Origin of the sequence: Pseudoclavibacter endophyticus (assembly GCF_008831085.1) — a bacterium.
GTDB classification, from domain to species: domain Bacteria; phylum Actinomycetota; class Actinomycetes; order Actinomycetales; family Microbacteriaceae; genus Pseudoclavibacter; species Pseudoclavibacter endophyticus.
In genome coordinates, this window is sequence record NZ_WBJY01000004.1 from 148,669 (window position 1) to 161,692 (window position 13,024).

Sequence of the window (13,024 nt, forward strand, 5' to 3'; positions counted from 1 at the left end):
GGGGATGCCAGAGCCGCTCGATCTCGTCGCACTCCGCAGCCTGACGGAGATCGCCGAGGCCGGCTCGTTCACTGGGGCCGCACGGTCGCTCGGCATCAGCCAGCCGGCCGTGTCGCAGCACGTGCGAGCGCTCGAGACGCGCTTCAGCACGCGGCTGGTGCACCGGGATGGGCGGCGCATGGTCTTCACCACGTCGGGCGAGCGCGTGCTCGCCGCGGCCCGAAGGCTGCTCAGCGTGCACGATGAGGTCGTTCGCGCGCTCGAGCCTCCCGAGACACCGCCCATCGTCGTGGGCTGCATCGATCACGCCGTGTCGAGCGTGCTGCCCGGCGTGCTCGCCGAGCTCGGCCGTGCGGCGCCGGCGCGACGTGTCGTCGTGCACGTTGAGCGAGCGGAGACCCTCAGCGAGGGCCTGCGCGACGGGTGGATCGATGTCGCCGTCGTGCTCGGCGGCGACTGGAGCGTGCCCGGCGACGAGGCGGGCCGGTTCGAACTCCGCTGGGTCACGGCGGCCGCCGGCGGCTCGGAGACCGGGGCGGGGGCGGGCGCGGAAACCTCTGTTCCCCTCGTCGTGAGCCGCGAGCCGTGCCGCATCCGCAACCGTGCGCTGTCGCTCGTGGCCGAGGCCGGCATCGCGGGGCACATCGCGGCCGAGTCGTCGACTCTCGAGGGGGTCGTGGCGGCGGCCCGGACGGGGCTCGGGGTGGCGCTGCTTCCCATGCCGCACGGCACGACGAACGGCTTCACCGAGCGCGCCGGCCTGCCAGAGGCGGGCTCGATCCCCGTGCGCGTCGTCGCGGGCGAGCGCACCGACCCTGAGATTCGGGCGGCCGCACTTCGCGGGGCCATCAACGCGCTGGGAGCGGGCGCCGCGGCGCCGGGCGACCGCGTCGCTCCCGGCGCTGAGCCGCACCGCTAGCTCGTCAACCCGCGCCGTTCGAGAAGGGGCTCGATGCGCGGCTCGCGGCCCAGGAACGCGCGCACGGCATCCATCGCGTCGCGCGAACCACCGACACCGAGCACGTGCTGGCGGAAGCGGTCGCCGTTCGTCCGCAGCAAGCCCCCGTGCTCGCGGAACCACTCGACCGTGTCGGCGTCGAGGACCTCGGACCAGATGTAACCGTAATACCCGGCCGCGTAACCGCCGGCGAAGACGTGTTTGAAGTACCGCGAGTGGTAGCGGCTGCGCACGCCGGCCACGTCGAGCCCGGCGCGCGTCAGGGCGGCGGCCTCGAAGGCGTCGATGTCGGTCACCGCGTCGGCCTCGGCGGCCGAGAGCGTGTGCCACGCCTGGTCGATGACGCTCGCGGCGAGGTACTCGACGGTCTCGAAGCCCTGATTGAACGTCGAGGCCGCCTCGAGTCGGTCGATGAGGTCGTCGGGCAGGGGTGCGCCCGTGGTGACGTGCGCGGTCGAGTGGCGCACGACCTCGGGCCACAGCATCCACATCTCGTTCACCTGGCTCGGGAACTCGACGAAGTCGCGGGGCACGCTCGTGCCGCCAGAGGAGGGGTACACGACATGGGCGAGCAGGCCGTGCAGCGCGTGACCGAACTCGTGATACAGCGTCGTGACCTCGTCGAGCGTGAGCAAGGTCGGCGCGTCGCCGGCCGGCTTCGGCACGTTCAGCACGTTCACGATCACGGTGGGGTGACCGAGCAGCTCGTTCTGCTGCCGGAAGCTGCTCATCCACGCCCCGCCGCTCTTCTCCTCGCGCGCGAAGAGATCGAGCAGGTAGAGGCCGAGCACTTGCCCGTCGGCGTCGCCGACCTCGAACACGCGCACGTCGGGGTGATAGCCGACCAGGTCGTCTCGCTCGGCGAAGGTGAGCCCGTAGAGCTGCGAGGCGGCCCAGAACACGCCATCGCGCAGCACGCGCTCGGCCCCGAAGTACGGGCGCAGCGCCGCCGCGTCGAGGTCGAAGTCGCGCGAACGCACGAGTTCGGCGTAGTACGGCCAGTCCCACGACTCGAGCTCGAAGCGCTCGGCACCCGCGGCATCCTGCAGCTCGTCCGCGAACGCCTGCAGCACCTCGCGCTCGCGGCGGGCGTTGCGGGCCGCCGGCGTCGCGAGCAGTTCGAGCCGATCCGCGATCGCGGTCGGCGACCCCGCCGTCGACTCGGCGGCGGCGAGCTCCGAGTGACTGGGGAAGCCGATCAGCTCGGCCCGCCGCGCACGAAGCCGCACGATCTCGAGCACCGTCTCGGTGCTGTCGTGCTCGCCGCCGGCGGCGCGGCCGACGGATGCGTCGAACAGACGCCGGCGCACGTCGCGGTTCGTGAGGCGCGCCAGGGCTGGATGCGCCGTGAAGAGCACGAGCGGGAGCCGGTACCCGTCGTGGCTTTTCGCGCGAGCGGCCTCTCGGGCCGCCTCGATCTCGGCCTCGTCGAGCCCGTCGAGCTCCTCCGGCGTGTCGACGACGAGCGCCGCGTCGGCCGTCGCCGCCAGCAGGCGCTGCTCGAATCGCGTCGACAGCGCGGCGAGCCGTGTGTTGATGTCGGCCAGCTCGACCTTGACCGCGTCGTCGAGCGCCGCTCCGTGCACGCGGAACTCGAGTTCGGTGCGTTCGAGCACGTGGGCCTGCTCCGGCGTCAGGTCGAGGTCACCGGATCGCGACGCGAGGTCGCGCACCCGTTGAGCGAGGGCACCGTTGAGGAAGATCGCATCGGCGTGCTGCGCGCTGCGCGGGCTGATCTCGCGCTCGATCGCCTCGAGTGCCGGTGTCGAGTGGGCGGACGTGAGGTTCCAGAACACGTCGCTCACCCGCGCGAGCAGCTCGCCCGAACGTTCGAGCGCCTCGATGGTGTTCGCGAAGGTCGCTGGCTCCGGGTTCGAGGCGATCGCCTCGATCTCCGCGCGGTGCTGCGCGAAGCCCGCGTCGAACGCGGGCAGAAAGTGCTCATCGCGGATGCGTTCGAACGGCGGCAGCTCGCACGGCAGCTCGCTCGGCGCCGCGAAGGGGTTGCCGGCGGGGAGCGCGGCGGCTGATTGGTGGGGCGTCGTCGAAGTCACCCGGTCAGGGTATCGGGGCGCTCTCGCCCGGCTGTGGCGTGCCACCCCGGACATGTCGTCGCCGCGACCGTCATCCGGTGCGCCCGCCCCGCGACCCCTACCCGGCTGGACATTCGCTACCGGACGTCCGGTCGCCGGTGTCCGACTCGGTAGCTGAATGGGCGGGGCTGCCACCACGCGCATTTGGCAACCTGACGCCGACTGAGCTTCCGGGCGCTACGCCGCGCCGTGCACGAACCGCGCCGCGAGCTCTCGCACCCGCGCCGCGATGTCGTCACGCACGAGGCGCATCCGCTCCATGCCGCCGATGCCGCGCTCGGAGGGTTCGTCGGTGATCCATGTCTCGACCGGCGTGCCGTTGGCGGGCTCGACCCTGGCCTCGGCACCCAGCACGACGATCAGGTCGGCGGCGGCGACCATCTCGTCCGTGAGCGGCTTGGGTTGCTCGTCGCCCACTCCGATGCCGAGCTCAGCGAGCGACTCGACCGACTGCGCGTTGAGGGTCTCACCGGGCGCGGTGCCGGCCGATGCAACGTGCACTCGGTCACCGGCCTCGTGGCGCATGAGCGCTGCGGCCATCTGCGACTTGCCACCGTTCTTCTTGCAGACGAACACGATGTACGGGGCGGCGGTGCCCTGCCCGGCAATGGTGGCGTCGATCACGGGATGCTCCGTCGGGTCGATCGGTGGAGGGCACGTCATGAATGGGCCGGGAAGAGGTCTTCGTCATCCTCGTCGTCGAGCGCGGCATCGTGCCCGTGCGGTGCGTCGCCGACGGTCACGCGCAGCCCGCTGTCGAGCTCGGCGACCGGTCGGCCCTCCAGCCACGTCAGCGTCCAGGATCCACCGCGCGCCGATGCCGGCGCCGCGGCCTCCGCCTGCGCGATCGCCGCGACGAGCTCGTCGGGCAGTCCTCGGGGTGGAGTGTCGCCGAACGCCCAGCGGCCGCCGATCTGCATCATTCCGCGCTCGCCCTCAGGCCCGTGACTGCACGCGCATGCCGTGCCCGACGATGTGGCTCCGATCGCCGAGACGGTCCCAGTAGCGGATCGAGGCCTCGTCGTCGCCGGGGGTGAACGTCGAGATGCGATCGACGCCGCGCCTCTCGGCCTCGGCGTAGACGGCCCCGATGAGCTCGTCGTTGATCCCGCGCATCCTCACGTCGGGCGCCACGTAGAGGTCTTGCAGCTGGAACTCGACCGTGCCCGTCTGCGGCACGACGGTCTCCTGGAAGTGCAGGATCCCCACCACGCGATCATCGAGCAGGGCGATGAGCCCTTCGAGGCGCGCGGGCCGTGCCTCGAGCCACTGCCACACGCGCAGCGCGTGCGTCTCGCTCAGTTGCTGGCCCGACTCGGCGAGGAACGCCGCGAAGGCATCGTGCCACCCGAAGAAATCGCCCCGCGAGATGGGGCGGACGACGATGCTCGCCTCGCGGGAGCGAGCCTGGCGAGAAGCTTGACGGCGTGAAGGAAGGTGACCGGATGTGCTCATTGAGGCCTCGAAGACGTGGAATGCGGCGGCGATGAGCGTCCACGATAGCGCGCCGAGGTAGCCGCGTTTTGAACGCGTGGCGCGCGACCCGCGGCAGTGCGGACGGGGCCGGATGCAGGCCGCGGCATGCGGACGGGCCGGTCCCCGCGACCGTGAAACCGGCCCGACCGGCGCGCTACGCGCTCGCCTCGGCCTCGGCGAGCTCGATGTCGCGCACCTCGAGGTCATCGGCCTCGCTGAACCGCAGTTCGGCGATGCGCCCGACGGCCTCGAGGTCGCCGGCCACCTGCCGGAGCAGCTCGAGCTCTGCGCCGGGCGCCGCGATCTCGGCCGACGCCACTGGCGTCTTCTGCGAGGCCTTCGCGGCCGTCTTCGCGCCGCGGATGCTCGTGAGGGCCCGGCTCGCGAGGCCGAGCACCGTGTCACTCGCGTCGGCGGCGCTCGCGAACTCGTCGGCCGTCGGCCACGCGGCGGCGTGCACCGACGCGCCGGCGTCTGGGGCCGATCCGGTCCCCGCGGCGATCCACGACCACGACTCCTCGGCCGCGAACGGGATGAAGGGCGCGAAGAGCCGCAGCAGCACCTGTACGGCCGCGCGCATGGCGGCGACGGCCGAATCCCGCTGCGCCGTCGACCCGTCGGCGTCGGCGCCTCCGTACGCGCGCTCCTTCACGAGCTCGACGTAGTCGTCGCAGAACGTCCAGAAGAATGTCTCGGTCACCTCGAGCGCGCGGGCGTGGTTGAACGCCTCGAACGCCCCTGTCGCGTCGCGCACGACGTCGGCCAGCGAGGCGAGCATGGCCCGGTCGAGCGGATTGGTGACGACGGCGGCCAGCGCATCGGGGTCGATCGTTCGCCCGATCGTGCCTGGCGCATCGCCGTAGCCGAGCACGAGCTTCGTCGCGTTGAGCACCTTGATCGCGAGGCGACGGCCGATCTTGATCTGGGTCGGGTTCTGCGGGTCGAAGGCGGCGTCGGTTCCGAGGCGCGACGAGGCCGCCCAATAGCGCACAGCATCCGACCCGTGCTTCTCGAGGATGTCGGCGGGCGTGACGACGTTGCCCTTGGACTTCGACATCTTCTTCCGGTCGGGATCGACGATGAAGCCCGAGATCGTCGCGTGCTTCCACGGGGCCGAACCGTGCTCGAGCTGGCTGCGCAGCATGGTCGAGAAGAGCCAGGTGCGGATGATGTCCTGGCCCTGCGGGCGCACGTCATACGGGAACACCACGTCGAACAGCTCGGGGTCGCGCTCCCAGCCGCCCGCGAGCTGCGGGGTGAGCGACGACGTCATCCACGTGTCCATGACGTCGAGCTCGCCGGCGAAACCACCGGGCACGCCCCGCTGCTCCTCGGAATAGCCGGCCGGAACATCGGTCGAGGGGTCGACGGGCAGCGCCTCCTGCGGCGGCGTGATCACACGGTCGTAGTCGGGGTTGCCGTCGGCGTCGAGCGGGTACCAAACCGGAATCGGCACGCCGAAGAAGCGCTGGCGCGAGATGAGCCAGTCGCCCGAGAGGCCCTCGACCCAGTTCTCGTAGCGAACGCGCATGAAGTCGGGGTGGAACCGCAGCTCGCGGCCCAGCTCGATGAGCCGCGCCTTGAGCGCGTCGTCGCTCGCGCCGTTGCGCACGTACCACTGGCGCGTCGAGACGATCTCGAGCGGCTTGTCGCCCTTCTCGAAGAACTTCACCGGGTGTTGGATGGGCTTCGCGTCGCCGAGCATCTCGCCCGAGTCCTGCAGCAGCTCCACGATGGCCTTCTTGGCCGAGAACACCGTCTTGCCGGCGAGCTCGGCGTAGGCGGCCAGGCCGGCTTCGCTCGCGATCGCCTCCGGTGGCGTCGAGACGATCCGGCCATCCTGGCCGAGGATCGTCCGGTTCGGCAGCTGCAGTTCCCGCCACCAGACCACGTCGGTCACATCGCCGAAGGTGCAGATCATGGCGATGCCGGAGCCCTTGTCGGGCTGCGCGAGCGGGTGGGCGAGCACGGGCACCTCGACCCCGAACAGTGGCGTCGCGACGTTCGTGCCGAAGAGCGGCTGATAGCGCTCATCATCCGGATGCGCGACCAACGCCACGCAGGCGGGCAGCAGTTCCGGCCGGGTCGTCTCGATGACGACGTCGTCGCCCGTTCGGGTGCCGTCGGCGTCGACGCGGTGGAACGCGAGCGTGTGGTAGGCGCCCGGCTGGTCGCGGTCCTCGAGCTCGGCCTGGGCGACGGCCGTCCGGAACGTGACGTCCCACAGCGTGGGCGCCATCGCCTGATACGCCTCGCCGCGCTCGATGTTGCGCAGGAACGCGCGCTGGGATGCCGCGCGCGAGTCGTCGTCGATCGTGCGGTACGTCTGCGTCCAGTCGACCGACAGGCCGAGCCGGCGCCACAGCTGCTCGAAGGCCTGCTCGTCCTCGATCGTGAGCGCCTCGCACAGCTCGATGAAGTTGCGGCGCGAGATGGGCACCTGGTCGGCGGCTTTGACGCTCTTCGCCGCGCCCTGCTGCGGGGGCGTGAAGCCGGGGTCGTACGGCAGTGACGGGTCGCAGCGCACCCCGTAGTAGTTCTGCACGCGGCGCTCGGTCGGAAGGCCGTTGTCGTCCCAGCCCATCGGGTAGAACACGCGCTTGCCCCGCATGCGCTGATACCGGCTCACGACGTCGGTGTGCGTGTACGAGAAGACGTGACCGATGTGCAGCGAACCCGAAGCGGTCGGCGGCGGGGTGTCGACCGAGTAGACGTCGGCGCGGGTCGCGCCATCGCGGTCGAAGCGGTACACGCCCGACTGCTCCCAGGCCTCACCCCACTTCGCCTCGAGGCCCTCGAGGGCCGGCTTGTCGGGCACGTTCGCAGGTGTGGTCATGACGCTCCGCATCGCTATGGGCGGCACCGAGTCAAGGGGTGCCTCATGTCAACCCGGCAAGTGTACGCGGAGGGTAGGCTCCCCGGGTGACGCAGAAGACCACCGTGTTCGATCGCATCGACCGCTGGTTCGCGATCTCGCAACGCGGCTCGACCCTCTCCCGCGAGCTCCGCGGCGGGGTCGTCACGTTCGTGACGATCTCGTACATCCTCGTCCTCAATCCGCTCATTCTCGGCGGCGGGCCCGATGTCGCGGGCGGTTCGCTCGAGGCGGTGCAGATCGCGACGTCGACGGCGCTCGCGGCCGGCGCGCTGACGGTGCTGTTCGGGTTCGTCGCCAACCTGCCGTTCGCGCTCGCGGCCGGCCTCGGCATCAACTCGTTCGTCGCGGTCTCGATGGTGCAGCAGGTGACGTGGGCCGAGGCGATGGGTCTCGTGCTGCTCAACGGCATCGTCATCGTCATCCTCGGAGCGACCGGTGCGCGGACGGCCATCTTCCGCGCCGTGCCGGCCGCGCTGAAGTCGGCGATCACGGTCGGCATCGGCCTGTTCATCGCCTTCATCGGGCTCGTCGACTCGGGTTTCGTCACGCGCACCGACGCCGGCCCGCCCGTGCAGCTCGGGTACGGCGGGTCGATCGCGACCGTGCCGACCCTCGTGTTCGTCGTGACGCTCTTGGCCATCGCGGTCCTCGTGGCCCGAAAGGTGCCCGGCGCCATCCTGATCGGCATCGCCGGCGGAACCGTCGTCGCGATCGCCGTCGAGGCCCTCCTGCAGCTCGGGCCCCTCGCCGAAAACCTCGGCGGCTGGAACCTCACGGTGCCGGCCCTCCCCTCGGCCATCGTGGCCCCGCCCGACTTCGGGCTCGTCGCGACGGCGGATCCCTTCGGCTCCTTCGCGCGCGTCGGTCCGGTCGCGGCGCTCATGCTGCTGCTCACGCTCGTGTTCATGAACTTCTTCGACGCCATGGGGGCCATGACGGGGCTCGCCCGCAACGCCGGCCTCGCCTACGACGACGGCACGTTTCCGCGGATGCGAGGGGCCTTCGTCGTCGAGGGGCTCGGTGCCGTGGTCGGCGGCGGCACATCGAGCTCGTCGAGCACGGTCTACGTCGACTCGGCGGCGGGAATCGGCGAGGGCGCTCGCACGGGGCTCGCCTCGGTCGTCACGGGGATGCTCTTCCTGCTCGCGATGTTCTTCACCCCGCTCGCGCTCATCGTGCCCCAGGAGGTCGGCGCGGCGGCGCTCGTCGTCGTCGGCGCCATGATGATGGCGCAGGTCGTCAACGTCGAGTGGGGCGACTTCGCCGTCGCGCTGCCCGCCTTCCTGACGATCGTCACGATGCCCCTCACGTACTCGATCGCCAACGGCATCGGCATCGGGTTCATCTCCTGGGTCATCGTGGCGGCCTTCACCGGCGGCATCCGTCGCGTGCACTGGCTGCTGTGGGTGGTCGCGGCGGGCTTCGTGCTGTTCTTCGCAAGGGGACCGCTCGAAGCGCTCACCGGGTGAGCGCCGTGGCTGCCGTCCCGGCGCCGAAACGGGATAATGCGAGGTGCCGAGCCCGCGACCCCAGTCGTGACGCGCATCCGGCGCACATCGAAGGAGATCGCCTATGAGCAACGACCCAACCCCTCGCCGCCGGAGCATCGAATTGCCCGGCTTCGGGCACGAGAACCCCATCCCCGTCGCCAGCCGCATCGGGCCCTTCGTCTACTCGGGCGCGATCACGGGCAAGAACCTCGAGACGAGGGCGTTCCCCGACTCGCTCGACGAACAGGTCGCCATCGTCTTCGGCCGCATCCGCGACCTCATGGCGGTGGCCGGTGGCACCGTCGACGACATCATCAAGCTCAGCGTGCACCTCGCCGACCCGAGCGACCGCTCGGCCCTCAACCGCGAGTGGCTCGCGATGTTCCCCGATGCCGACAGCCGGCCCGCACGCCACGTCTCCGGCGGCGAGCTGAGTGGCGGCGCGCTCGTCAACGTCGAGCTCGTCGCGATCCTCCCTGACTGAGCCGTCGCTCGGCGAACCGACTACGACGAGGCGTCCTCCTTGGCGGCGGCCCGCAGCCCCCCGCGTACCTCGTCGAGCTGCGAGAAGAGCTGCGCCGGCACCTTGTCGCCGAGCTCCTCGAAGTACGCCTTCGTGACGTCGAGCTCGACGAGCCACGACCGCGGGTTCACCTCGAACAGCGGCTCGAGGTCGTCTCGGGAGAGGTCCTTCAGCCCCTCCACGTCGATGTCGCGCGTGCGCGGCAGGTTGCCGATCGGCGTCTCGACGGCATCGACCGCGTTCTCGATCCGGCGGGTGACCCACTTGATGGCGCGGATGTTCTCGCCGAACCCTGGCCACAGGAAGTCGCCGTGCTCGTCCTTCCGGAACCAGTTGACCTGGAAGATCTTGGGTGCCTTGTCACCAAGCTCCTCGCCGATCGAGAGCCAGTGGCCCCAGTAGTCGGCCATGTGGTAGCCGGCGAACGGCTGCATGGCGAACGGGTCGCGGCGCAGCTTGCCGACGGGGCCCTCGGCGGCAGCGGTCTGCTCGCTCGCGAGCGTCGCGCCGAGGTAGCAGCCGTGCTCCCAGCTCTTCGACTGAAACACGAGCGGCACGTTCGAGGCGCGGCGCCCGCCGAACAGGATCGCGTCGACCGGCACGCCGTCGGGCGACTCCCAGTCGGGCGAGATGGTCGGGCACTGCGAGGCGCGCACGGTGAAGCGGGCGTTCGGGTGCGCGGCCTTGCCGGCCGAGTCTGCCTCCCAGTCGTTGCCCTGCCAGTCGATGAGGTGCTCCGGCGCGTCCTCCGTCATGCCCTCCCACCAAACGTCGCCGTCATCGGTCAGCGCGACGTTGGTGAAGATCGTGTTCTTCGTGATCGTCTCCATGGCGACGGGGTTCGTGTGGTAGCCCGTGCCGGGGGCGACGCCGAAGAATCCGTACTCGGGGTTGATCGCGTAGAGGCGGCCGTCCGCCCCCTTGCGCATCCAGACGATGTCGTCGCCGATCGTCTCGACCTTCCAGCCCGGCAGCTTCGGCCGCATCATGGCGAGGTTGGTCTTGCCCGTCGCCGACGGGAATGCGCCCGTGATCGTGAACGTGCGGCCGGCCGGGTTGGTCACCTGGATGAGCAGCATGTGCTCGGCCAGCCAACCCTCGTCGCGGGCCATGGCCGACGCGATGCGCAGGGCGAAGCATTTCTTGCCGAGGAGCGCGTTGCCGCCGTAGCCCGAGCCGAACGAGATGATCTCGCGGTCCTCGGGGAAGTGGGTGATGTACTTCGTCTCGTTGTGCGGCCACGGGACGTCCTCGCGGGCGTTGCCGTCCGCATCCACGAGCGGCGCGCCAACCGTGTGCAGCGCCTTGACCCATTGGCGCTCCGGCGTGATGTACTCGAGCGCCGCCGAGCCCGAGCGCGTCATGAGCGCCATCGATGCCACCACGTATGGCGAGTCGGTGATCTCGATGCCGTACTGCGTGATGGCGCCGCCGAGCGGGCCCATCGCGAACGGCACGACGTACATGGTGCGTCCGCGCATCGAGCCGTCGAGCAGGGGGTGCAGCTCCGCGCGCATCTCGGCCGGGTCGCGCCAGTTGTTGGTCGGGCCGGCGTCGTCTTCGCGCTTCGAGCAGATGTAGGTGCGGCTCTCGACGCGCGCGACATCGCCGGCGTCGGAGCGCGCGAGGAACGAGTTGGGGCGCTTTTCTGGATTGAGCCGGATGAGGGTGCCCGCCTCGACCATCTCCTGCGTGAGCCGGTCGTACTCCGCGTCGCTGCCGTCGCACCAGACCACCCGCGTCGGCTTGGTGAGCTCAGCCGTGGCAACGACCCACTCGTTGACCTCGGGGTTCGCAGAAAGCTGCGGAACATCGGCGGTTGACACGACGGCGTGTGGAGACATGATGCTGCTTTCGACTTGGCGGGCTGCGACGTTCCCCCCATTTTCACCCACACTGCCGCCATTAGCACGCTGAATGGGCGTCAAAAATCACAAAAGTTTACAAACTTCCGGAAACCGGGTCACCCTTGTCGATCAAGGGTGGTAAAAGTTTGCCTGGATGCGCAAAACTGGTGAGACGTGATTCCTTCGCCGGCCGTCGCGGTATGCGCGGTTCGGGGCTCGAGCGTGGGGAACAGGAACGGGTGGGAGGGCAGTGGACACGCTCATACTTGGTCGCCGCATCCGCTTCTTCCGCAAGCAGCGCGGCCTCACGCTTGAAGCGCTCGGCTCGCGCACCGGCCTGCTCGCGAGCCAACTGTCGCTGTTCGAGACCGGGAAGCGCGAGCCGAAGCTCTCGGTGCTGGAACAGATCGCGGCCGCAATGGACGTCGACCTCGCCGAGATGCTCAGCCCGACCCCGCCCGATGAGCGGACGCGCCTCGAAGTCGAGGTCGAGCGCGCGCAATCGAGCGAGCTCTATCGATCACTCGGACTGCCGCGCATCGGCCCGACGAAGTCGCTGCCCGGCGAGGTGCTCGCGGCGCTCGCCGGCATGCATCGCGAGTTGCAGCGCCGCGAGCACGAGGCCACCGAGACGCCCGAGGAGGCGCGCCGAGCGAACACCGAGCAGCGGCTCCGCATGCGCGAGCTCAATAACTCGATGCCGGAGCTCGACAGGGCGGCCGACGGCCTGCTCACCCGCGTCGACCACACGCGTGGGGCGCTCACGCACCACGCGGTCGCCGAGATGGCGCGGCACCTGGGATTCGAGCTGATCTACGTGGACGACCTGCCCCGCTCGACGAGGTCGATCACCGACCTCGAACACGGTCGCATCTATCTCCCGCCCGCCTCGATCCCCGGTGGTCACGGGCTGCGCGCCATGGCGCTGCAGGCGATGGCGCACCGCGTGCTCGGGCACGAGCGGCCGCGTGACTACGCCGACTTCTTGCGCCAGCGGCTCGAGATCAACTACTTCGCGGCGGCCTGCCTCATGCCCATCGACCGCTCGATCGCCTTCCTGCGTGACGCGAAGGAGCGCCGCGACATGTCGGTCGAGGACTTCCGCGACGCCTTCGGCGTGACGCACGAGGCCGCGGCCCTGCGCATGACGAACCTGCTCACCGCGCACCTCGGCATCCGCCTGCACTTCCTGCGGGTCGACGACGACGGCTCCATCTCGCGCGTGTACGAGAACGACGATCTCCCCCTTCCGACCGACATCACCGGTTCGATCGAGGGACAGCTCGCCTGCCGGAGCTTCCTCGCCCGCCGAGCCCTCGGCCAGCGGAACCGCACGACCGCCACGTACCAGTACACCGACACGCCCGCCGGCACGTTCTGGTGCTCGACGCAGACCGGCCGCACCGAGTCGCGCGAGTTCTCGATCACGATCGGCGTGCCGTTCGACGAGGCGAAATGGTTCCGCGGTCGCGACACGACGCAGCGGGCGTTCTCGTCGTGCCCCGACGATCCCTCGTGCTGCCGCCGACCGAATCCGGCCCTCGCCTCGCGATGGTCGGGGAGGGCGTGGCCGAGCGCTCGCGTGCATCAGCACGTGTTCTCGCCGCTGCCGGGCGGCGAGTTTCCCGGCGTCGATCAGCGCGAGGTGTTCGAGTTCCTCGATCGGCACGCGACCGAGTGGGCCGACGATGGGATCGGTGCGGGCGAGCGGATCCTCGGCGAGCACGCATAGCGCGCAGGCCGTGCCCGGGGCGTGGCG

10 protein-coding genes are annotated in these 13,024 nt (G+C 70.2%); 4 read left to right on the forward strand and 6 right to left on the reverse strand.

The window, feature by feature from the left end:
* Positions 1–4 precede the first annotated feature (4 nt).
* Positions 5–919, forward strand: a complete 915-nt coding sequence (locus tag F8O04_RS13635) for a LysR family transcriptional regulator (RefSeq protein WP_158029943.1) — start codon at positions 5–7, stop codon at positions 917–919.
* Here F8O04_RS13635 and F8O04_RS13640 read toward each other — a convergent pair.
* From F8O04_RS13640 to valS, 5 genes are all read right to left on the reverse strand, one after another.
* A complete protein-coding gene (locus tag F8O04_RS13640) occupies positions 916–3,012 on the reverse strand; it encodes a M3 family metallopeptidase (protein WP_225735083.1) in 2,097 nt (698 codons plus the stop codon). The two genes, F8O04_RS13635 and F8O04_RS13640, sit on opposite strands and share 4 nt — an antisense overlap.
* Positions 3,013–3,228: 216 nt before the next feature.
* Complete coding sequence (locus tag F8O04_RS13645; protein WP_225735084.1) at positions 3,229–3,675, reverse strand: arsenate-mycothiol transferase ArsC; 447 nt, start codon at positions 3,673–3,675, stop codon at positions 3,229–3,231.
* A 35-nt stretch (positions 3,676–3,710) separates the two neighbouring features.
* Positions 3,711–3,974, reverse strand: a complete 264-nt coding sequence (locus tag F8O04_RS13650; RefSeq protein ID WP_188726501.1) for a hypothetical protein — start codon at positions 3,972–3,974, stop codon at positions 3,711–3,713.
* Positions 3,975–3,987: 13 nt separating this feature from the next.
* A complete protein-coding gene (locus tag F8O04_RS13655) occupies positions 3,988–4,506 on the reverse strand; it encodes a GNAT family N-acetyltransferase (RefSeq protein ID WP_188726500.1) in 519 nt (172 codons plus the stop codon).
* 175 nt (positions 4,507–4,681) lie between these two features.
* Positions 4,682–7,363, reverse strand: a complete 2,682-nt coding sequence (gene valS, locus F8O04_RS13660; RefSeq protein ID WP_158029947.1) for a valine--tRNA ligase — start codon at positions 7,361–7,363, stop codon at positions 4,682–4,684.
* A gap of 86 nt (positions 7,364–7,449) precedes the next feature.
* Here valS and F8O04_RS13665 point away from each other — a divergent pair, with 86 nt between their 5' ends.
* On the forward strand, positions 7,450–8,874 hold the full coding sequence (locus F8O04_RS13665; protein WP_158029948.1) for an NCS2 family permease: 1,425 nt from the start codon (positions 7,450–7,452) through the stop codon (positions 8,872–8,874).
* A gap of 103 nt (positions 8,875–8,977) precedes the next feature.
* On the forward strand, positions 8,978–9,379 hold the full coding sequence (locus F8O04_RS13670; RefSeq protein WP_158029949.1) for a RidA family protein: 402 nt from the start codon (positions 8,978–8,980) through the stop codon (positions 9,377–9,379).
* A 20-nt stretch (positions 9,380–9,399) separates the two neighbouring features.
* Here the strand turns inward: F8O04_RS13670 and F8O04_RS13675 are convergent, their stop codons facing one another.
* Positions 9,400–11,262: a phosphoenolpyruvate carboxykinase (GTP) gene (locus F8O04_RS13675; protein ID WP_158029950.1), complete on the reverse strand. Its 1,863-nt coding sequence runs from the start codon at positions 11,260–11,262 to the stop codon at positions 9,400–9,402.
* A gap of 253 nt (positions 11,263–11,515) precedes the next feature.
* Between F8O04_RS13675 and F8O04_RS13680 the strand changes: the two genes are divergently transcribed.
* A complete protein-coding gene (locus F8O04_RS13680; protein ID WP_158029951.1) occupies positions 11,516–12,997 on the forward strand; it encodes a helix-turn-helix transcriptional regulator in 1,482 nt (493 codons plus the stop codon).
* The last annotated feature ends 27 nt before the right edge of the window (positions 12,998–13,024 follow it).